The organism is Flavobacterium sp. Flavsp81 (assembly GCF_059491325.1).
Window position 1 is genome coordinate 626,545 of the sequence record NZ_CP168505.1, and the last position, 22,421, is coordinate 648,965.

Below are 22,421 nucleotides of genomic sequence, written 5' to 3' on the forward strand. Positions count from 1 at the left end.
GAACGTTAAAAATTATATTTTCAGTTCGTTAAATAATTCAATTAGTTTAGGTTCTGATGGTTTAGGAGCTTTAGAATTTACAATGTTTCCATTTGGATCAATTAGAATAAATCGTGGAATTTCCATAATACCATATTTTTGTATAAATTCAGATTCAAATTCTTTATCAGCTAATAACTGAATACCTCCAAAATTTTTTTCATTTATCATATTACTCCATTTTTCTCGGTTTTTGATGTTGTCAACTGAAATACTAATAAAAATAATGTTTTTATCTTTATATAGCTCTTCCAATTTTTGTAGGTATGGGATTTCTTTAATACAAGGTCCACACCATGTCGCCCAAATATCAATATAAACATATTTTCCTTTAAGGCTTTCTAAAGATATTTTTCCAGCTTTTTGGTTTTCATATTCAAATTTAGGAGATGGTTTACCCATTTCTAAGGCTTTTACATTATTATAGCAAATAGTCAAACTCTCAATTAATTTGGTGTCATTTGTTATAGAAATATATTCATTATAGATATTTTCATAGTTCAAATTTTGAATGTTAATATCATTGATAGCATTTTGAATTAATCTGTTTTTTATGCTTTGACTTTTTAGATTTTTTATTTTTGGGATTGCATTTTTGGCTGTAATAAATGCATTTATAATATCACCCTTAACATTCTCGAAAAACTTATTTAACACAATTTCTTTGTAGTCATTTGAAAACAAAAAATCAACTTCATTATCCAAATCAATTGTATCGTCAATTTGAGGAAATTTATCAGAAACTTTAAATTCGTTTAAACCAGCAAAAAAATAGTGAAAATTTTTATAAACATACAAGTTGTTTTGTTCTAAATAATAAATATTTCTAGCTTCTTTTGTTTTAAAATTAGCATCAGAAAATTTTGTTTGGTTGTATAAAGTGTTGATAGAATTTTTAATTTCATTTATTTTATTTAAAAAGTCAATTTCATTTAATTTATATACTTCTTCATATGAAATTTTCGAAGTTATAATTGTTTTATTACGAATGTATTGATTTTCTATACTCCCTTTTCCATTATATTTTAAAGTTGGAAGGAAATTGTTGTCATCAGCATTTAACGCTAATTTTGATTCTGAACATAGATATATTGAGATGTTATTTTTTGTAGTTTCAATTGTGTAAAGGCCGTTATATTTAATTTCTAAATTTTCTAAAAAAGTACCATCTGGTTTTAGAATAATTTCTTTATCGAATGATTCTCCTTTGATTCTAATTTTACCATTTTCGGTATTTGTAATTTTCCCTGATATAATTATTAACTCTTTAGGAGTTGTAAAGGAATAAAAAATTAATAACAGTAAGAAGATACTTTTTTTCATTTGTTGTTTTTATGGTTAATAAAATGTAGTTTATTTCTTCTAAAAAAGCATGTTTATATTAATGAAAGATACTAGTTTTTCATTAAATTTAAGGCGATTATCAAAGATGAATTTTTTAAATATTTTTTAGGTTTGAAATAAAAAATCTTCAATTTATTATCGAAGTGATTTAAACTTGTTTTGTAAATAAAAAAGAGTTGACGAAATTTGTATTGCAAAGCATAATCAAATCAATCCTTATGTGGGTATACTTGACAAAATAATAAAAAGAAAAATTGTTCCTTATTTACCATTAGTATACATGGTTTTCATACAATAGTTCCTTTAGAAGAAATAGTAAATGCCTTAATTTGAAATAGTAACAGGAACTTTAGAACAAGCCAATATTCCAGTTGAAGGATTTTTTTAAATGCTGCTGGTTTTGATTCTAAAGTTTAAGTTATGTTGTGAGAAAAAAAGAAACAAATGCAAAGTTTGATGATTTCTATGTGTATTTTAAACGATATAACTTTATATCATTTAAAATAATTAAAGACAATCTTAAAAACATGGTAGATTACCTTATAAAAACTAATTCACAATAAAATAAAACCACAAATTGCACCGATTTATTTTAGTGTAATTTGTGACTTTAATATTTTATAAAGAGAGATAATTATTATCCCAAAAACCACTTCAATTCCTCATAAGTCTTAATCTTCACACTCACTTTCTCCTTATTCATAACACTTTCAATTTGTGTTGGAATCGGAAGTGTAATGCCTAAAGCAGGTTCAACTACATCAAGGAATTTAATTGGGTGAGCCGTTTCTAAGAAAATACCAATCGCATTTTCGTTTTTTTGCAGTTCTTTTTTCAAACCTAAATAACCCACAGCACCGTGTGGTTCTGCGATATAACCATCCACTTCATAAATGTTTTTTAGGGCTGCTAAAGTTTCTTCATCGGTATAACTGTACGATGAGAAATCTTTTTCAAAAGCTTTTAAATCATTGTTGTACAATTCCTGAATCCTGATAAAGTTGCTTGGGTTTCCAACGTCCATGGCGTTAGAAATTGTCGCTTTAGAAGGTTTTGGGTCGTATTTTCCGTTGGTTAAGAATCTTGGTACAGTATCGTTTACGTTGGTAGAGGCTACAAAATGTTCAATTGGCAAACCTAATTTCTTTGCCATAATTCCGGCGCAGATATTCCCGAAATTACCGCTTGGGCAAGAGAAAATCAAGGGTTTGTTTTGGCTTTTCAAAGCTTTGTAAGCAAAGAAGAAATAGAACATTTGCGGCAACCAGCGCGCAATATTAATAGAATTCGCCGAAGTCAGGTTTTTATGGGCCAAAGTTTCATCTAAAAACGCTTTCTTCACCATATCCTGGCAATCATCAAAAACACCGTCAACTTCAAGCGCTTTAATATTTTGCCCTAAAGTGGTCAATTGTTTTTCCTGAATGTCACTCACTTTTCCTGACGGATATAAAATCACCACATCAACACCGTCAACGCCTAAAAATCCGCTGGCAACAGCACCGCCCGTATCTCCGGAAGTCGCTACTAAAACCGTGTTTTTGCTATCTTTTTTATCTTTGTTAAAATACGCCAGACAACGTGACATAAATCGTGCTCCAACATCCTTAAAAGCCATTGTAGGTCCGTGAAATAATTCCAAAGAATAAACGCCTTCTTCCACTTTGACTACCGGAAAATCAAAGCATAAAGTCTCGGCAATAATTTCTTTTAATTTGGCAGCCGGAATTTCATCACCCACAAATTGTTTGATTGCTTCAAAAGCAATTTCTTCGTGGGTTAAACTTTCAATTTTATCAAAAAAAGAAGCATCTAAAGCCGTGATATTCTCCGGGAAATATAATCCTTTATCACTTGCTAATCCTTGTATTACAGCTTCCTGAAACGAAACTTTTGGGGCATTATGGTTTAAACTATAGTATTTCATTATGTTATTTTAGATTTTAGATTTTAGATTTTAGAAGAAAGAGAATAGATTATAGAAAATAGACTTTTCTTAAAATCAAATTCAAATTTTTTAAGTTCCAAATTCCAAATAATTATTATTCTGTTTCCTTGTCATTCCGACGGAGAAGAATCTCCGCAAGTAACTCTACAATCAATAGAACCAATCTTTGTCGATCTTGCACCGAAGATTCCTCCTCCGTCGGAATGACAAACTGTATGGTTATGCTTGTATGTCATACTTTGCGGGATTTCGACTTCGCTCAGTCTGACAATCCGGGTGCACAATTTTTAATCTTTAATTTTTAATTCTTTTCCAGTTACAATATCCTAACTCCGTCAGGATTAATTTTTGAAACGTGAATTTCATATGGCAAATTCATTTTTTCGTAAACATCACTCATGGCTTTGGCGATTTGGTCTGCGGTATTTTTTCCTCTGCTTAAAGCAAAAATTGAAGGGCCCGAACCTGAAATTCCCGAACCTAAAGCACCATTTTCTAAAGCCGTTTGTTTGATCAGATCAAATCCCGGAATCAAAACGCTTCTTAAGGGCTCTACGATTTCGTCATGAAGTGATCTTCCAATCAGATCGTAATCTTTGGTGTATAATCCTGCGATTAATCCGCCTACATTTCCCCATTGCATAATGGCGCTTTTCAGGGAAACCGTTTGTTTCAATACTGAACGCGCATCCGATGTTTTCAATTCAATTTGTGGGTGAACCACCGTTGCAAACAATTCTTCAGGACTGTCAATTCGGATAATGTCAAGCGGAGCATAACTTCTTACCAAAGTAAATCCGCCTAAAAGGGCAGGAGCAACGTTATCAGCATGGGCGTTTCCGCTGGCTAATTTTTCGCCCTGCATTGCAAACTGCACCAAATCTTTACGTGAATAAGGTCTTCCTAACAATTCATTAATTCCGAAAACCGCTCCGGCAGAACTGGCAGCACTGCTTCCGATTCCGCTTCCGGCTTTGATATTTTTATAAATTTCGATTTCAAAACCAAAGTCTAATTCGTCTAATGTTTCCAACATTGCCAAAGCCGCAACTCCCGAAACGTTTTTCTCGGTTTCCAAAGGCAAATCGGCACCTACAATTTTAGTAATACGAACTCCTTTTTCAGCTGTTTTACGAACAATCATTTCATCGCCCGCATTGTCTAAGCAAAGTCCAAGAACGTCAAATCCGCACGAAAGATTCGCAATAGTTGCCGGGCAAAATAGTTTTATTTCTTCCATTATTTGTTGTTTCACGTTTCAGGTCTCAAGTTTCAGGTTGTTGGAACGTGAAACTTGAAACTTGAAACAAAAAATTATATATTTCCTATGCGAATTACATCCGCAAAAATTCCTGAAGCGGTAACGGCTGCTCCGGCTCCGGCTCCTTTGATCAATAAAGGCTGATCTGCGTAACGATCGGTGTAGAACAAAACGATATTGTCTTTTCCTTCCAGATTGTAAAATGGATGATCTTTTGGAATGAATTGCAAACCTACGCTTGCTTTTCCGTTTTCGAATTGTGCTACGTATTTCAAACGGGAATCTTTGGCTAAAGCCTCTTCATAAATTCCGTTAAAATGAGCAGCATGTTTGATTAACGAAGCAAAAAAGTCATCGTTATTAACTGTAGCTAAACATTCGGCTGGAAGGAACGATTCGTTGGCGATAGCGTCGATATCCATTTCGTAACCGCTTTCGCGAATTAAGATTAAGATTTTACGGGCAACGTCAATTCCGCTCAAGTCAATTTTCGGATCCGGTTCTGTAAATCCCTGAACTCCGGCTTCTTTTACTACATCATGAAAAGAATTATTCTTGTCAAAATTGTTGAAAATAAAGTTCAGGCTTCCTGATAAAACCGCTTGTATTTTATGTACTTTATCACCTGAGGCAATTAAGTTTTTCACTGTGTCAATAATCGGTAATCCCGCACCCACATTCGTTTCGAATAAAAACGGAGCGTTGTATTGACGTGATAAGCTTTTAAGTTTTTTGTAATTATCGTAAGCAGATGAACACGCGATTTTGTTACAGGTTACAACGGCAATACTTTGTTTTAGGAACTGTTCGTAAGTTTCGGAAACACTTGCATTTGCTGTAATATCAACAAAAATACTGTTACGTAAATTCATTTCTTTGGCACGCTTAATAAAGGCTTCTTTGTTTGCCGGTTCTCCTTTATCTAAATCAGCTTGCCATTCTTTTAGAGAAATTCCCTCTTCATCAAAAAGCATTTTTCTTGAGTTTGACAAAGCGATTACACGTACATTGATTTTTAAGTTTTCTTTTAGAAATTTCTTTTGATTGTGAATTTGCTCGATGAATTTTTCACCTACATTTCCAACACCCATAACAAATAAATTCAGCTGTTTGGTATTTTCTTCAAAGAAGTTTTCATGTAAGGTATTCAGTGCTTTCTTAACATCTCTTTCGTTAATAACTGCCGAGATATTTCTTTCAGAAGCTCCCTGAGCAATGGCACGGATGTTCACGTTGTTTTTTCCTAAAGTACTGAACATTCTTCCGCTCAGACCCTGGTGATTTTTCATGTTTTCACCTACCAAAGCAATAATGCAAAGGTCTTTTTCAACAATACAAGGATCAATTTTGTTTTGTAAAATTTCAACTTCAAAAGCTTTGTCGATCGCTTCTTCAGCATTATCAGCATCAGAATTCAGAATTCCTATACAAATCGAATGTTCAGAAGATGCCTGAGTGATAAAAATAACGTTGATTTTTTCATGTGACAATACTTCAAACAAACGTTTTGACGAGCCTGAAACTCCAATCATTCCCGGACCTTCAAGGGTTAATAACGAAATATGATCGATATGGCTGATTCCTTTTACAGGAGTAGTTTGTGCTGAAATCCGGTTAGAAATTAAAGTTCCTTCTGCTTTCGGCTCAAAAGTATTTTTGATCAGAATCGGAATATTTTTTCTTAAAACCGGCTGAATAGTTGGCGGATACAACACTTTTGCTCCAAAATGCGACAATTCCATTGCTTCCTGATAGGAAATATTGGCAATTGGCTGAGCCTGTTTTACAATTTTTGGGTTGGCAGTAAACATTCCGTTTACGTCAGTCCAGATTTCCAATTGGTCAGCTTCAAGTGCTCCGGCAATAATTGCAGCAGTATAATCAGAACCGCCACGGCCTAATGTTGTAGTAATCCCGTCAAGAGTTAAAGCAATGAATCCGGGCAAAATATTGATTTTCGATTGATTTTCGGCAAAATATTCCTGAATCAACTGATTTGAAATTTCAAAATTCACAACTGCTTTTCCAAAGCTGTTATTGGTTTTAATTAATTCACGGCTGTCTTTGTAAGTTGAATCCTTATCGATTTGCTGGTATGCCTGAGCAATAATATAAGAAGAAAGCAATTCACCAAAACTCAGGATTGTATCTTCGGTTCTTGGTGATAATTCGCCCAATAAAAAACATCCGTCCAATAATGTTTCCAGATGATTGATGATTCTTTTTATGTGGCTTAATAAACTGCTTTGTTCGCTAACCGGAATTAATTCTTTTAGTGTGTCAAGGTGTTTTTTCTCAATTTCCGCTACAATTTCACGGAAGCTTTCATCATTTTCAGCCGCTTTTGCTGCTGCCAGCTGTAACATATCTGTTACTTTGCTCAAGGCAGAAACAACAACGGCTAGTTTATTTCCTTTAGAATTTTGGCTTATAATTTCGAGAACGAGTTTTATATTTTGTGCATTGGCAACCGAAGTTCCGCCAAATTTTAATACTTTCATTTTGATGTTTTTTTCTTTTTATGCAAATATTTTTATGTATCCAAAGCCTTTCTTCTTTCAGAAAAAAAAGTATAGATAATCAGGATTATATGTGAAAATGATACCCCTAAGGGGTAGTTGTTGTAGTAGAAGTAATTGTAGCAGCAGTAGCAACTCTTGTTTGAGTTGTCATTGTAGATTGATATTTATTGCTGTTACTGTTCATTTTGATTTTCCAAAAGTACAGTTTTTTATAAAAGTTAGAAACCTTATTTTCTTTTTTACGAATATTTTAATAAATCTAATGATAAAAATTCAATATTGAGTATTTGTTAAAATTAAATATATAAAGTTGACTTATTCGTATATTTAATCCTGTTTTTGTGGATTGAGTAATTTATTAGCCCGTTGGTTTATTGGATATAGAATTCAAAAAGGAATAGAGCTATAGCATCGTTAAGTGAAAACTATATTAAATATTAGTTTATGAAATATATAAGATGTCAGGATTGGACAAATTAAATATTTTAATATTGTTATAAAATGTTGTTTTTTAAGGTTGATTTGTTGAATTTTGCGGTCTTAAATTATAAACAAATGAGTGATATCCATTATATAAGTATTGAAACCCTGACATTGGAATCCCTGCAAGAAATAATTGTTCATCAAAAGAAGCTTGAATTATCTGATGAAGCAAAAGTAAATGTACAGAAATGCCGGGATTATCTGGATAAAAAAATGGCTTCACATCCAGAACCTATTTATGGAATCAATACAGGTTTTGGGTCACTTTGTAATGTCAAAATTTCGAATGAAAATTTATCCAAGCTTCAGGAAAACCTTGTAAAGTCACACGCCTGTGGTACCGGGGAAGAAGTTCCTGCTGAAATTGTAAAATTGATGCTGTTTCTTAAAATCCAATCCTTAAGTTACGGACATTCAGGAATCCAAATACAAACATTGAATCGTTTGATAGATTTTTATAACAATGATGTTTTACCAATAATCTTTACACAAGGTTCACTTGGTGCTTCTGGGGATTTAGCACCTTTGGCACATTTATCCTTGCCTTTATTAGGAGAAGGAGAGGTTCTTTTTGAAGGAAAAAAAGTAGCTTCTGGTGAAGTTTTAAAACATTTTAACTGGGAACCAATCGTTTTACAATCCAAAGAAGGTCTCGCATTATTAAACGGAACTCAGTTTATGGGGGCTTATGGTGCTCATATTTTAATGAAAGCCTATAAGTATTCTTATTTGGCAGACTTAATCGGTACTATTTCATTAGAAGCTTTTGATGGAAGAATTGAGCCTTTTAATGAATTGATACATTTTATTCGTCCACATAAAGGACAAATTATCACTGCACAGCGTATCAATGAATTTTTGGAAGGAAGCGACATTATTGCTCAGGAGAAAAAACATGTTCAGGATCCGTATTCTTTCCGTTGCATGCCTCAGGTTCACGGTGCTTCAAAAGATGCGATTGATTATGTTCGAAAAGTATTCAAAACCGAAATCAATTCGGTAACAGATAATCCGAATATATTTATGGAATCAGACCAGATTATTTCGGGAGGAAATTTCCACGGACAACCTTTGGCATTAGCTTTAGATTTTATGGCAATAGCTTTGGCAGAATTAGGAAGCATTTCTGAAAGAAGAACCTATCAGTTAATTTCAGGATTGCGAAATCTTCCGGCATTTTTGGTGGATAATCCGGGATTAAATTCAGGTCTTATGATTCCGCAATATACGGCGGCAAGTATTGCAAGCCAGAACAAACAACTGGCCACTCCGGCAAGTGTAGATAGTATTGTATCAAGTAACGGACAGGAAGACCATGTAAGTATGGGGGCAAACGGAGCTACAAAAGCGTTGCGTGTTATGGATAATCTGGAGCGTATTCTGGCAATCGAATTATTAAATGCATCGCAGGCTATTGCGTACAGAGAACCTTTGAAATCAAGTGAATTCATCGAAATGTTTCTGAATAGTTACAGAGAAGAGGTTCCTTTAGTAAAAGAAGACAGAATTTTACATTATGATATCGAAAAGACAGTTTTGTTTCTTAATAGTTTCCAAATTGAAAATGATTTGTTAACAATGGCTTAACATTACAAAACAATAATGAAGTAATTTTGCACTATCAAAAATATAAAAATGTCTATAAACAGTATTTTCCAATTTTTAGTGCCGAAAGACAAAAAATTCTTTCCACTTTTTGAAGAGGCTTCAAGCAATTTAATTGAATTAGCTTCTAACTTACACGAAGCCGTAAATCTTCCATTGAAAGAAAGAGAAGTTCTTTTTCAGAAAATTGATGAATTAGAGCAAAAAGGAGAAGACATTACGCGTCAGACCAATCTGGAATTGAGCAGAAACTTTATTACTCCGTTTGACAGGGAAGATATTCACACCTTGATTACTTCTATTGATAACGTTGCCGATTATTTGCATGGTGCTGCAAGCAGAATGAGATTGTATCAGGTTGATAAGATTACAAAATCAATCAGAAAAATGACAGAAATCAACCTTGAGGCATGTCAAAACATTGACAGCGCTGTAAAAGAGTTAAGAAATTTAAAGAATTTCAAAGTTATTAAAGATGCTTGTGCCAGAATTAATAAACTGGAAAACAAATCTGATAACGTATATAACAAAGCAGTTTTTGAAATTTTTGAAAACGAAACAGACGCTAAAAATATTATTAAATATAAAGAAGTATTGTCTGTTTTAGAATCTGCAACAGATAAATGTAAGAGTGTTGCCAATATACTGGAATCTATTTCTGTAAAACATTCTTAATTCAATTTATTTCATTCTGAAGTTATAATTTATGACGCTACTTATAATTATTATAGTATTAGCTTTAATTTTTGATTACATCAATGGTTTTCATGATGCGGCAAATGCTATAGCTACAGTTGTTGCAACAAAGGTACTAACGCCTTTTCAGGCCGTTCTTTGGGCAGCATTTTTTAACTTTCTGGCATATTGGGTTTTCGGATTTGGTGTTGCAGATACTGTTGCAAAAACGGCGCACACCATGGAGATTAATCTGGTTGTGATTCTCGCCGGAGTTATTGCAGCAATTTGTTGGAATTTACTGACATGGTGGCTTGGAATTCCTTCAAGTTCTTCACATACTTTGATTGGCGGTTTTGCAGGAGCAGCAATTGCTCATGCTATAGCTGTACATGGTTTTTTAGGTTATATTGGCGAAGATGGTGCTACTCATTATTGGTACGAAATCGTAAGCTGGTATAAAGCCGGAAAAGACGGAGGAATGCCTTCGGGAGTCATTATAATTATTGCTTTCATCGTTTTAGCACCATTATTAGGGGCATTGGCTTCCTATTTAATTTCGATTTGGTTATTAAATGCCTCTCGAAAAAGTATTTTTCCCAAAATATTTACTGTAGCCCTAATGATTGGGACGGTTTGGTTTGTTAGTAGCTTAATGGTCCCTTATTCAGAAATTGAAAAACCTCGTTTTGATTCGCATTTTTGGAGTGTAGCTTTCGATCCACACAATATAAAATGGTTTTTAGTTGCTTTTATTATCCTGACAGTAAGTGTTTTTTGTTTAATATTCAGTAGTTTAAATCTTCATCAGGCTGATGCAGCTTTGAAAAAAATGCAATTATTGTCATCTGCAGCTTTTAGTTTAGGCCACGGAGGGAATGACTCTCAAAAAGTAATGGGTATTATTGCTGCAGCTGTAGCCGTATATATTCACACAAACCCGGGTGTTCATATGGATTCCTGGTTGGATGTTGTATTGCCAAATGAGGATTTGGGAATAAAAAGTGTAATGCCAGGCTGGATTCCGTTAGCGTGTTATTCTGCTATTGCTGCCGGAACTTTGAGTGGTGGCTGGAAAATTGTGAAAACGATGGGTTCTAAAATCACAAAAGTAAGCTCGTTTGAAGGTGTTGCTGCAGAAACTGCCGGAGCTTTGACGCTTTATTTTACTGAGCATTTAAAAATCCCGGTAAGTACAACACATACTATTACAGGTTCTATTATCGGTGTTGGATTAACAAAACGTGTCTCAGCTGTTCGCTGGGGTGTAACTGTAAGCTTGATTTGGGCATGGGTATTAACGATTCCTATTTCGGCTATTTTAGCAGGTATAGTTTACTTTTTATTAAGTATTTTTATCTAATAAATACTATTTGTAAAATGTGAAATATAAGTTTTCACGCTTTAAAACATACAAAAGGATAATTTCGAAAGAAGTTATCCTTTTTCGTTTTGATATTGTTCTGTTATGTAGATTTAGTTTGTGAAATAAATATATTTGTGATAAGATTAAAAAAGCTAAAGGAGATACTATTATGAGTGCCCAAATACAGAGAATAAAAGATAAGCTTATCAAGGCAAAATATAATGATGTAAAATTAAAAGTTTTTGGTGCAGAAAGTCATAAATATATTTTAGGGGAACCTTTATATAATGAAGATATTTTAAAATTTGAAAAAGAATATGATTTAAAATTACCAGAATCTTATAAAGCATTTTTGCTTCATATTGGTAATGGAGGAATCTCATATTCTGATTCAGGAGCCGGACCATTTTATGGTATTTATCCACTTGGGAAAAATGTAGGTGAATTAATTGAAAATACAAAAGAATACTTAAAAAGAAATTGTGTTTTGTATCCTAAAATGACAGATGAATATTGGAATGACTTAACAAAAAAAGTTAACGAAAATGATATTTCTGATGAAGATTATGAAAACGAATTAGGAAAAATCTATTCAGGAGTATTACCTCTTGGTTCACAAGGCTGTAGTTATATTCACGCACTTGTTTTAAACGGAGAGCATAAAGGAAGGATTGTTAATATTGATCTTGACCAGCAAAAGCCCAAATTTACCTTTGAATTAAATTTTTTGGATTGGTATGAAAGATGGCTTGATGAAGTAATTTCCGGTGATTTGATAAAAGACACTCCCAGCTGGTTTGGTTATAAAATGGGGGGTTCGGAAGAAGAGATACTAAAACTTTATTTTTCTACTTCAGATAATAAAACAAAAATTAATTGTTTAGAAGGTCTTTTAAATAAACAAAAACTTGAGAATGAAACAATACAAATAATTGAAGAACAATATAAAATAAGTTGTATTGATCAAAAGAAGGCAGCATTGCAAATATTGACTAAATTCGATTATGAAAAAGCAAAATCATATTTAATTGAGTTTGTAGAAGAAAGCTTGCAAGATGTTTTTCAGTTTATATTTTGGTATGCAAAAGATAAAAGCAGTGATTGGCTTTCCATTATTGAATCAAATATCGAAAAAATAAATAATGAAGAAACTTTTAGATTCTGTAGTTATTTGCTAAAAGAGATGGATGTAGATTATGGACATTTGATTGTTCCTTTTACCTCTCATGACAATGATAATATTAGAGTCAGTGCTTATTATTCACTTGGGCAATTAAATAATAAAAACAAATATACGGATACTTTTATTGTGGGCTTAAATGACAGCTCAAACAGAGTTATTCATATAACATTACAGGCACTTGAAGGAGTAAAAGATAAAAAACTATTGAAGCATTATAAGTTGCTTGCTGAAAAATTCGAAAAAGAGCAGGATTATATTTTAGTAAATTTAAATCACAGGCTCAAATCATATGGTCTTACCACTACAACGATTAAAAATATAGATATTGACAATTATTATAGAGAAAAAAAATGGTTTCAGTTTTGGAAATAAAAGGCTAGCGTTGAATTAAGCTAGCTGCTTACTTTCTAAAGTTTTTATGATTGTGTTTTCGTTTGTAATGAGTCTGTTTTAAATCTTTTTTGCTTTGGGAAATTACACTAATTGTACCGTCAATTTCTAACATACAAAGCTTTACGTCTGCAAAATGTTCCAGTCCGTGTTCACGCATTGCTTCTTTTAATTCGTCATTAGAAATGTCTAATTTGCTTAAAGATTTAAAATCTAATTTCCCGTCATGAATTAAAATCTCAGGTTTGTCTAATAGCAGGTTATTGAGTATTTTGTATTTATGAGTCAGTTTTTTAATTGCATAGTTTATAACAAACAAAACTAAAGCGGCAACCAAACCTCCCCAAAGGCTTGTATCTGGTCCAACCATTGCATTTTGAACCGAATTACTGATTAATAAAATTAGGATAATATCCGCCGTGTTTAGTTGTGAAAGTTCTTTTTTTCCGAAAATGCGAAGAGCGATTGTCATAAAAAAATAGACAGCTGCGCTTCTGCCAATAATATCAAGATAGGGGAATAGTGTCATTTTTTTTATTTTGAATTTAAAAAAGCTTTGCCGAAGTTTTAAACTTTGACAAAGCTGCTAAATTATTTATTTAATATTAAGTTTAGATTAAAACTTATGATAACTTAAAATTCTTCTCAATTGCTTTAATCATTTCCCCTGCAACATCTTTGTTTGTAGCACCTTCAATGCCTTCAAGGCCTGGAGAAGAATTCACTTCAAGTAATAAAGGACCTTTTGAAGAACGGATAATATCTACGCCGGCCACTTTTAGATCCATTGCTTTTGCAGCTTTTATGGCAATTTTTTTCTCTTCGGCAGTTACTTTTATGACAGAAGCTGTTCCTCCAAGATGAATGTTAGCTCTAAATTCGCCAGGCATTGCTTCACGCTGAATTGCTGCAACAACTTTTCCGTCAATAACAAAACAGCGAATATCTTTTCCGTTTGCTTCTTTGATGAATTCCTGAACCAAAATATTGGCATTTAAGCTTTTAAAAGCATTGATAACACTTTCTGCAGCTTTTTTTGTTTCGGCTAAAACAACTCCTTTTCCCTGTGTTCCCTCCAATAGTTTTACAATTAAAGGAGAACCGCCAACCATTTTAATTAAGTTGTCAGTATCTAAAGGGGAATTGGCAAAACCCGTTGTCGGAATGTCAATTCCGCTATTTAATAACAATTGTAACGAATATAATTTATCTCGTGATTGTGTGATGGCTGTAGCGGAGTTTAAAACGAAAACCTTCAAAGCTTCAAATTGACGTGTTAAAGCACAACCGTAAAAAGTGATGCTTGGTCGAATTCTAGGAATTATAGCGTCAAATTGGTTTAATATTTTTCCGCCACGGTAATGAATTTCAGGAGTCTTTGCGTCCAGTTTCATATAACATTCCTTGATATTCAAAAAATGCATTTCATGACCGCGCATTTCGCCCGCTTCCATAATTCTTTTATTACTGTATAATTCAGGATTACTGGCTAAAAGTCCAATTCGTAAGCCGGAAGTCGCTTTTTCAGAGTTTTGGTATAATTCTTTTAATGTTTCAGGAGATGGCTGTCCTAACATGTATTTTTCTTCAGGATCTACCAATACGCGTCCACTCATGGCTTCACGGCCTAAAAGCATCCTGAATCCCATCGAATCCCGGTTTGTAAGGGTCATTTCGATTGGCCATTTTACATCACCAAGTTTAATATTGGTCTGAATTACATAACGATGTTCTCTGAAGCCGCTTGAACTTTTTACAATTCTTTTGTCAACTAACGGAGCTTCACAATGAATGATGGTTTTAGTATTATTCTGAATTGGATTGATATCAAATTTTACCCAATTGGCATCATTTTTTATAAAAGGAGCAATGTTTATAGCGTGCATTGCAGAAGTTTTTGCACCAGAATCCACACGAGCCTTAATTGTTGGAATTCCTAATTCCGGAAATGCACACCATTCTTCGCTACCTAAAATGACTTTGTTTTGAAGCATACGTTATTATTTATTTTATAGAATTTAATATCCAAAAGTAGCTATTTGCTTTTATTAAAGATAGTGATTTATCTAAAAAAAATACCCGTTATGTTATGAAAACGTAACGGGTAAATTAAATTTGTTATAAAATTTAAACTCATTTACAGATTAGTCGGTTCTTCGGCTTTGTGTATTTCTACAGAAAGTTCTTGAGAATCATCCTTCAAATCCATTAAGATTTCATCACCTGAATGTATTTTTGAAGTGATAATTTCTTCGGCCAATAAATCTTCAACATATTTCTGAATTGCTCTTTTTAGAGGTCTGGCTCCAAATTGTCTGTCAAAACCTTTCTCTGCAATAAATGCTTTAGCTTTGTCAGTCAGGCTTAAATTATAACCTAATTCTGCAATACGTGTATAAAGTTTTTTAAGCTCGATTTCGATAATCAAATCAATATCGTGTTTTTCTAATGCATTAAATACGATTACATCATCAATTCTGTTTAGGAATTCAGGAGCGAAAGTTTTTTTCAATGCATTTTCAATAATGCTTTTCGAATTGTCATCGGCCTGAGCTACTTTTGCGGCAGTTCCGAATCCTACACCTTGTCCAAAATCTTTTAATTGACGTGCTCCAACATTAGAAGTCATAATAATAATAGTGTTTTTAAAGTCAATTTTGCGACCTAAACTATCTGTTAAATAACCATCATCCAATACCTGAAGCATCATATTGAATACATCCGGATGTGCTTTTTCTATCTCGTCTAAAAGTACCACACAATATGGTTTTCTACGAACTTTCTCAGTCAATTGTCCTCCTTCTTCGTAACCAACATATCCCGGAGGAGCTCCAACTAAACGTGAAATAGCAAATTTTTCCATGTACTCACTCATGTCGATACGAACTAACGCATCTTCTGAATCAAATAATTCTTTTGCTAAAACTTTTGCTAATTGTGTTTTACCAACACCGGTCTGACCTAAGAAAATAAACGAACCAATTGGTTTGTTAGGATCTTTAAGTCCGGCTCTGTTACGTTGAATTGAACGTGCAATTTTTAAAACTGCTTCGTTCTGACCAATTACTTTATTCTGAATTAATTCAGGCAATTTGGCTAATTTATTGCTTTCAGTTTGTGCAATACGGTTTACCGGAATTCCTGTCATCATCGAAACAACATCGGCTACATTATCTTCTGTAACTTCGATTCTGTTGCTTTTAGAATCTTCTTCCCATTGTTCCTGAGCTATAGCGAGGTCTTTTTCTATGCGTTTCTCATCATCACGAAGTTTGGCAGCTTCTTCATATTTTTGTTTTTTAACTACCATATTTTTGTTTTCGCGAACTTCTTCCAGCTGACGTTCCAAATCAAGAATTTGTTTAGGGACATCAATATTGGTAATGTGTACGCGGGAACCGGCTTCGTCAAGGGCATCAATAGCTTTGTCCGGTAAAAAACGCTCAGACATATATCTGTTTGTTAATTTAACACAAGCTTCAATTGCTTCCTGGGTATAAGTAACGTTGTGGTGATCTTCGTATTTGTCTTTGATATTATTCAAAATTGCAATTGTTTCCTCAACAGAAGTCGGTTCAACGATTACTTTTTGAAAACGTCTTTCTAAAGCACCATCTTTCTCAATATACTGTCTGTATTCATCAAGAGTTGTTGCACCAATACATTGAATTTCACCCCTTGCCAACGCAGGTTTAAACATATTCGAAGCATCCAGTGAACCTGTTGCACCACCAGCACCAACAATGGTATGAATTTCATCAATAAAAAGAATGATATCATCATTTTTTTCAAGCTCGTTCATAACGGCTTTCATTCTTTCCTCAAACTGACCGCGGTATTTTGTTCCGGCTACCAAACTGGCAAGATCAAGTGTAACAACACGTTTGTTAAAAAGAATACGGGATACTTTTTTCTGAATGATACGTAACGCTAATCCTTCAGCAATAGCAGATTTACCAACTCCTGGCTCTCCTATAAGAAGAGGGTTGTTCTTTTTTCTGCGGCTCAGGATTTGTGAAACACGTTCAATTTCTTTTTCACGTCCTACAACAGGATCTAGTTTTCCTTCCTCGGCCATTTCTGTTAAATCTCTCCCAAAATTATCTAAAACAGGAGTCTTTGATTTTTTGTTTGACTTATTGGCGGGATTGTTAAAACTACTTTCTTTAAGACTGTCATCTTGTCCTGAATCATCATTATATGATTCGTTTTTTGGCAAGTTTTCTAAGAATTCTTCTTCGTTTGGAGTCATATTTAAATATTGTTCTTTAGCTATATCATAATCTATTTTTAGCTTATTCAATAACTTGGTTGTTGGATCATTTTCATTTCGTAAGATGCATAAAAGCAAATGTGCTGTGCTAATCGAGGAACTCTGAAATACCTTAGCTTCAAGAAAGGTTGTCTTCAGTGCCCTTTCCGCTTGACGGGTAAGATGAAGATTTTTCTTTTCCGCATTTACTTCCACGCTTTGATTAGCGGGACTCAGTATCTCTACTTTCCTGCGTAAATGGTCTAAATCGACGGCCAGGCTGTTTAATATATGAATGGCTTTTCCGTTTCCATCCCTTAAAATGCCCAGCATTAGATGTTCAGTACCAATAAAGTCGTGGCCTAGACGGAGAGCTTCCTCTTTACTGTATGTAATAACATCTTTTACTCTTGGTGAAAAATTATCATCCATAATATATAATTAGGTATTGTAAATTTAGTGAATTACTGTTTGAAAAACAAAAACCATACCTTTCAGTAACAGCTGTCAGCTAATAGACAAAAAAAAAGGTAATAAAACAGTTAAAAAAGGCTTAATTTATTAACCGATACCAAAAAAAAAGTTGTTAATAAATCATTGAAATTAGCGTAAGAAATTAGGTTTTAAAATTTCAAAAATCCGTATATTGGCACGTTTTGAAATTAATATAATTATTTAATATAACAACTTATGTCTGAAGGAGAAAAGTTAATTCCTATTAACATCGAAGATGAAATGAAATCAGCTTACATCGATTATTCGATGTCTGTAATTGTATCCAGAGCGCTTCCTGATGTTAGAGATGGCTTGAAACCAGTGCATCGAAGAGTGCTATACGGAATGTATGATTTAGGAGTTTTTTCGAATAAAGCCCATAAAAAATCCGCCAGAATTGTCGGTGAAGTTTTAGGAAAGTATCATCCGCACGGAGATACATCAGTTTATGATGCCATGGTGCGTATGGCACAGGAATGGAGTTTACGTTATCTTTTAGTAGACGGACAGGGTAACTTTGGTTCCGTAGATGGTGACAGTCCTGCAGCAATGCGTTATACCGAGGCAAGAATGAAAAAGATTTCGGAAGAAATCATGGCTGATATAGAAAAAGAAACAGTTGATTTTCAACTTAACTTTGACGATACATTATATGAGCCAAAAGTAATGCCAACCCGAGTTCCTACATTATTAATTAATGGAGCTACAGGTATTGCAGTAGGTATGGCTACAAATATGCCTCCGCATAATTTAACTGAAGTTATTAATGGAACATTAGCTTATCTTGATAATAATGATATTGAAATAGATGAATTAATAACACATATTAAAGCTCCGGATTTTCCAACGGGTGGAATTATATATGGTTATGAAGGAGTTCGTGAAGCATTTAAAACCGGTAGAGGACGTATTGTTATGCGTGCAAAAGTTGGTTTTGAAGAGGTAGACGGAAGAGAGTCTATTATCGTTACCGAAATTCCATATCAGGTCAATAAAGCTGACATGATTAAGCGTACGGCTGATTTAGTTAATGAGAAAAAGATTGACGGAATTGCTAATATTCGGGATGAATCAGATCGAAATGGTATGCGTATCGTTTATATCCTGAAACGTGATGCTACTCCAAATGTAGTTTTGAATACCTTATATAAATTCACGCAATTACAATCTTCTTTTAGTGTAAACAATATTGCATTAGTAAAAGGACGCCCACAAATGCTGAATCTGAAAGATATGATTCATTATTTTATTGAGCACCGTCACGATGTTGTAGTTCGAAGAACTCAGTTTGAATTACGCAAAGCAGAAGAAAGAGCCCATATTTTAGAAGGATTAATTATTGCATCAGACAATATTGATGAAGTAATTGCCTTAATAAGAGGTTCAAAAAATACTGAAGAGGCCCGTGAAAAGTTAATTGAAAGATTCAAATTATCAGATATTCAGGCGCGTGCCATTGTAGAAATGCGTTTGCGTCAGTTAACAGGTCTGGAACAAGACAAGTTAAGAGCTGAGTACGAAGAATTGATGAAGTTAATCGATCATTTGAAAGCATTATTGGCTGACGTAGATTTAAGAACTACTTTAATTAAAGAAGAACTTGAAGAAATTCGTGAGAAATATGGTGATGCCCGTCGTTCGCAAATCGAATATTCAGGTGGCGATGTAAGTATCGAAGATTTAATTGCTGATGAAAATGTGGTTATTACAATTTCTCATGCAGGTTATATCAAACGTACAAACCTTACTGAATACAAAACACAGAATAGAGGAGGAGTTGGACAAAAAAGTGCAGGAACAAGAGACCAGGATTTCCTTGAGCACATGTTTGTTGCGACCAATCATCAATATATGATGTTCTTCACTCAAAAAGGGAAATGTTTCTGGATGCGTGTTTACGAAATTCCCGAAGGAAGTAAAACGGCAAAAGGAAGAGCAATTCAGAACTTAGTAAATATTGAAAGTGATGATAAAGTAAAAGCTTTCATTTGTACGCAGGATTTAAAAGATAAAGATTACATCAATAGTCATAATCTGGTTATGGTAACCAAAAAAGGACAGATTAAGAAAACTTCATTAGAGAAATATTCTAAACCAAGAGTAAATGGAGTTGCTGCAATTACGATTAAGGAAGGTGATGAATTGTTAGAAGCAAAACTGACTAATGGTGAAAGCCAAATTATCTTAGCTGTTAAATCTGGTAAGTTAGTTCGTTTTGAAGAAACTAAAACACGTCCGATGGGAAGAACAGCTTCCGGAGTTCGTGGAATTACATTAAAAGACGATACTGATGAAGTAATAGGTATGGTTACAGTAAACGACATGAATAGCGAAATACTTGTTGTTGCAGAAAACGGATACGGTAAACGTTCCAGTCTTGACGAATACAGAATCACAAACCGTGGAGGTAAAGGAGTTAAAACCCTTAATATCACCGAAAAAACAGGTAAACTTATTTCTATTAATGCCGTAACTGATGCTGATGATTTAATGATTATCAATAAATCCGGATTAACAATCAGAATGGCTGTTGAAGATTTAAGAGTTATGGGCCGCGCTACGCAAGGAGTAAAACTAATCAATATTAAAGGAAAAGATTCTATTGCAGCTGTAACCAAAGTAATGAAAGATGATCCTGCAGAAGTTGTTGTTGACGAGGATGGTAATGTTATTGAAACAGAAACAATCGAGAGAGTTAAACCAGTTTTAGAAGTTCTTGAAGATGATGGCACGTCAGATGACGATGAGGATGATGATTCTGAAGAAGAATTAGACGAAGAGGATGATTCCGAAGAAGAAGAATCTGAGGAATAAATTTAGAATAAATTAAAATTAAATACACAAATTGAATATTATGAAAAGTAAATATGTAATACTAGCATCAGCATTATTGATTTCGGTAGCTACTTTTGCTCAAAAAGATCAAATAAAAAGTGCTGAAAAAGCATTAAAAAGTGGTGATGCCCAAGGAGCAATTACTATATTAAAAGATGCTGAAAATATGGTGGTAAACGCCAAAGATGTTGAGCAGGCCCAATATTATTTTGTAAAAGGAAATGCTCATTTAGATTTGGCAAATAAAAAAGTAGAAGAAGGTAAAAACTTATCTCTTGCAGCAGAGAGTTATAAAAAGTTAATAGACATTGAAAAAGCTTCAGGAAAGGTAAAATATTCTACTCAGGCAGCAACATCAATAAGTGAAATTAAAGGAAAATTGATTAATGCAGCTATTGCTGATACTCAGTCTAATAAAAGTATTGAAGGTGCAAAAAAATTATATGATGCTTATCAATTAGATAAAAAAGACACAATTAATTTATATTATGCTGCTTCAACATTCGTAAACGCTCAGGATTATGATTCAGCTCTTTCAGGTTATGAAGAATTAAAAAGATTAAATTATTCAGGAAAAGGAACCAGTTATACTGCTGTAAACAAAGCTTCAGGTAACGAAGATGGTTTTAATACTGCAAATGAAAGAGATTTAGCAGTAAAATTAGGAACACACGAAAAACCTAAAACTGAAGCGATTCCTTCGAAAAGAGGAGAAATCTACAAAAATTTGGCTTTAATCTTAGTTCAGAAAGGACGAATTGAAGATGCTAAAAAAGCGATAGCAGATGCAAGAAAAACGAATCCGGAAGATACTTCCTTAATTCTTTCAGAAGCTAATTTATATTTAGAAACCAAAGATTTCGAAACATATAAAAAACTGGTTGGAGAGGCTTTACAAAAAGAACCAAACAATGCTGATTTAATTTTTAATTTGGGAGTAATCAGTGCTAATGCTAAAAATCCTGTTGATGCTGAAAAATATTATTTGAAAGCCATTGAAATTAATCCAAATTATTCAAATGCTTATTTGAATCTTGCGGCCTTAAAATTAGAAGCTGAAAAACCAATTATTGATGAAATGAATAAATTGGGAACTTCTGCAAAAGATATGAAACGTTATGATGTATTAAAAGCACAGAGAGAAAGTGTTTTTAAAAGTGTAATTCCGTATCTTAAAAAAGCAAACGAGTTAGATCCAAAAAATCAGGATGTTTCTAAAACATTATTAGGTGTTTACAAAGCATTAGAAATGACTGCTGAAGCAAAAGCATTGAAAGCTACAATGTAATTTGTTCTTACATAAAATAAACCCCGTCTAAAAAATAGATTTTTAGACGGGGTTTTTATTTATAGGAGTTTCCTGTTTTGGATTTGACAAATTGTAAACAAAAAAAGACCATCAAAATGACAGTCTTTTATTGATTTTAATTCTTTAGTATAAAAAAGAATTGCAAAAATTATTTTAATTAGTGTTTTCCGTGACCACCATGACCGTTGCCATTACCATGACCATTTTTTCCACCATTACCCTTATCGTGATAATCGTCATGATGATCATTATTACGGCCATTATTTCCTCTTGGTTTAAAAGGTTTTTGTGGAGAACCATGATATCCTTTGTAATATTTTGTTTTATGTTTGTTATAGTAAACATAAGGAGTTCTTCCGTGGTAATCATTTAAAACAACTTTGTAACCTGAATACAAATCGTAGTTTCTGTATTGTCTAGGCAAACGACTTGATCTAACCCATGTTCCGCCACCTAAATAAATAAATTGCGCTGCTCTTACATCATAATAAGCTTCGATGTCTGGTAAATAATAATATTCCATTTCTGTATATCCTACTGGACCCCATACGGGCGGAGTTCCTATATTGACATTTACAGATACCTGTGCCTGTGTCGTACTTGCAAGCAGTAGAAATAATCCGGCGATTGCTATTTTAATTGTTTTCATTTTTTTTGATTTTATGTTAATCTATATGTGGTATTCATATACTGTGCCAAAGATATAAAAACATA

At 33.5% G+C, this 22,421-nt stretch carries 14 protein-coding genes; 6 read left to right on the plus strand and 8 right to left on the minus strand.

The window, feature by feature from the left end; genetic code table 11:
- Positions 1-12: 12 nt before the first annotated feature.
- The 4 genes from ACEN92_RS02755 to thrA form a co-directional block, all read right to left on the minus strand.
- Positions 13-1,362, minus strand: coding sequence for a TlpA family protein disulfide reductase (locus ACEN92_RS02755; protein WP_495640843.1), 1,350 nt, complete (start codon positions 1,360-1,362; stop codon positions 13-15).
- A 658-nt stretch (positions 1,363-2,020) separates the two neighbouring features.
- The gene (gene thrC, locus ACEN92_RS02760; RefSeq protein ID WP_495640844.1) at positions 2,021-3,310 is read right to left on the minus strand and encodes a threonine synthase; all 1,290 of its coding nucleotides are present in this window, start codon (positions 3,308-3,310) and stop codon (positions 2,021-2,023) included.
- A 337-nt stretch (positions 3,311-3,647) separates the two neighbouring features.
- Positions 3,648-4,571 carry a homoserine kinase gene (locus ACEN92_RS02765; protein ID WP_495640845.1) on the minus strand — a complete coding sequence of 308 codons (924 nt, stop codon included), beginning with the start codon at positions 4,569-4,571 and terminating at the stop codon, positions 3,648-3,650.
- Between the two features lie 74 nt (positions 4,572-4,645).
- Positions 4,646-7,093, minus strand: a complete 2,448-nt coding sequence (gene thrA, locus ACEN92_RS02770; RefSeq protein WP_495640846.1) for a bifunctional aspartate kinase/homoserine dehydrogenase I — start codon at positions 7,091-7,093, stop codon at positions 4,646-4,648.
- A gap of 576 nt (positions 7,094-7,669) precedes the next feature.
- On the opposite strand from thrA, the gene hutH reads away from it, so the two are divergent.
- The 4 genes from hutH (at position 7,670) to ACEN92_RS02790 (ending at position 12,798) form a co-directional block, all read left to right on the plus strand.
- On the plus strand, positions 7,670-9,184 hold the full coding sequence (gene hutH / locus ACEN92_RS02775; RefSeq protein ID WP_495640847.1) for a histidine ammonia-lyase: 1,515 nt from the start codon (positions 7,670-7,672) through the stop codon (positions 9,182-9,184).
- Positions 9,185-9,232: 48 nt separating this feature from the next.
- On the plus strand, positions 9,233-9,877 hold the full coding sequence (locus ACEN92_RS02780; protein ID WP_007810732.1) for a DUF47 domain-containing protein: 645 nt from the start codon (positions 9,233-9,235) through the stop codon (positions 9,875-9,877).
- A gap of 31 nt (positions 9,878-9,908) precedes the next feature.
- Positions 9,909-11,240, plus strand: a complete 1,332-nt coding sequence (locus ACEN92_RS02785) for an inorganic phosphate transporter (protein WP_495640848.1) — start codon at positions 9,909-9,911, stop codon at positions 11,238-11,240.
- 172 nt (positions 11,241-11,412) lie between these two features.
- On the plus strand, positions 11,413-12,798 hold the full coding sequence (locus ACEN92_RS02790) for an SMI1/KNR4 family protein (RefSeq protein WP_495640849.1): 1,386 nt from the start codon (positions 11,413-11,415) through the stop codon (positions 12,796-12,798).
- Positions 12,799-12,826: 28 nt separating this feature from the next.
- Here the strand turns inward: ACEN92_RS02790 and ACEN92_RS02795 are convergent, their stop codons facing one another.
- The 3 genes from ACEN92_RS02795 to ACEN92_RS02805 form a co-directional block, all read right to left on the minus strand.
- The gene (locus tag ACEN92_RS02795) at positions 12,827-13,345 is read right to left on the minus strand and encodes a DUF421 domain-containing protein (RefSeq protein WP_495640850.1); all 519 of its coding nucleotides are present in this window, start codon (positions 13,343-13,345) and stop codon (positions 12,827-12,829) included.
- A gap of 94 nt (positions 13,346-13,439) precedes the next feature.
- Entirely contained in the window at positions 13,440-14,810 is a 1,371-nt protein-coding gene (rimK, locus tag ACEN92_RS02800) for a 30S ribosomal protein S6--L-glutamate ligase (RefSeq protein WP_495640851.1), read from the minus strand.
- A gap of 143 nt (positions 14,811-14,953) precedes the next feature.
- On the minus strand, positions 14,954-17,500 hold the full coding sequence (locus ACEN92_RS02805; protein ID WP_495640852.1) for an ATP-dependent Clp protease ATP-binding subunit: 2,547 nt from the start codon (positions 17,498-17,500) through the stop codon (positions 14,954-14,956).
- Between the two features lie 258 nt (positions 17,501-17,758).
- Here ACEN92_RS02805 and gyrA point away from each other — a divergent pair, with 258 nt between their 5' ends.
- A complete protein-coding gene (gene gyrA / locus ACEN92_RS02810; protein ID WP_495640853.1) occupies positions 17,759-20,377 on the plus strand; it encodes a DNA gyrase subunit A in 2,619 nt (872 codons plus the stop codon).
- A gap of 40 nt (positions 20,378-20,417) precedes the next feature.
- Positions 20,418-21,686, plus strand: a complete 1,269-nt coding sequence (locus ACEN92_RS02815; RefSeq protein WP_495640854.1) for a tetratricopeptide repeat protein — start codon at positions 20,418-20,420, stop codon at positions 21,684-21,686.
- A gap of 178 nt (positions 21,687-21,864) precedes the next feature.
- Here ACEN92_RS02815 and ACEN92_RS02820 read toward each other — a convergent pair whose 3' ends face one another.
- Complete coding sequence (locus tag ACEN92_RS02820) at positions 21,865-22,356, minus strand: hypothetical protein (protein ID WP_495640855.1); 492 nt, start codon at positions 22,354-22,356, stop codon at positions 21,865-21,867.
- Positions 22,357-22,421 lie beyond the last annotated feature (65 nt).

Coding starts and splice junctions, on each gene's coding strand:
- ACEN92_RS02755 (WP_495640843.1), bottom strand. CDS start 1,362: ATGAAAAAAAGTATCTTCTTACTGTTATTAATTTTTTATTCCTTTACA.
- thrC (WP_495640844.1), bottom strand. CDS start 3,310: ATGAAATACTATAGTTTAAACCATAATGCCCCAAAAGTTTCGTTTCAG.
- ACEN92_RS02765 (WP_495640845.1), bottom strand. CDS start 4,571: ATGGAAGAAATAAAACTATTTTGCCCGGCAACTATTGCGAATCTTTCG.
- thrA (WP_495640846.1), bottom strand. CDS start 7,093: ATGAAAGTATTAAAATTTGGCGGAACTTCGGTTGCCAATGCACAAAAT.
- hutH (WP_495640847.1), top strand. CDS start 7,670: ATGAGTGATATCCATTATATAAGTATTGAAACCCTGACATTGGAATCC.
- ACEN92_RS02780 (WP_007810732.1), top strand. CDS start 9,233: ATGTCTATAAACAGTATTTTCCAATTTTTAGTGCCGAAAGACAAAAAA.
- ACEN92_RS02785 (WP_495640848.1), top strand. CDS start 9,909: ATGACGCTACTTATAATTATTATAGTATTAGCTTTAATTTTTGATTAC.
- ACEN92_RS02790 (WP_495640849.1), top strand. CDS start 11,413: ATGAGTGCCCAAATACAGAGAATAAAAGATAAGCTTATCAAGGCAAAA.
- ACEN92_RS02795 (WP_495640850.1), bottom strand. CDS start 13,345: ATGACACTATTCCCCTATCTTGATATTATTGGCAGAAGCGCAGCTGTC.
- rimK (WP_495640851.1), bottom strand. CDS start 14,810: ATGCTTCAAAACAAAGTCATTTTAGGTAGCGAAGAATGGTGTGCATTT.
- ACEN92_RS02805 (WP_495640852.1), bottom strand. CDS start 17,500: ATGGATGATAATTTTTCACCAAGAGTAAAAGATGTTATTACATACAGT.
- gyrA (WP_495640853.1), top strand. CDS start 17,759: ATGTCTGAAGGAGAAAAGTTAATTCCTATTAACATCGAAGATGAAATG.
- ACEN92_RS02815 (WP_495640854.1), top strand. CDS start 20,418: ATGAAAAGTAAATATGTAATACTAGCATCAGCATTATTGATTTCGGTA.
- ACEN92_RS02820 (WP_495640855.1), bottom strand. CDS start 22,356: ATGAAAACAATTAAAATAGCAATCGCCGGATTATTTCTACTGCTTGCA.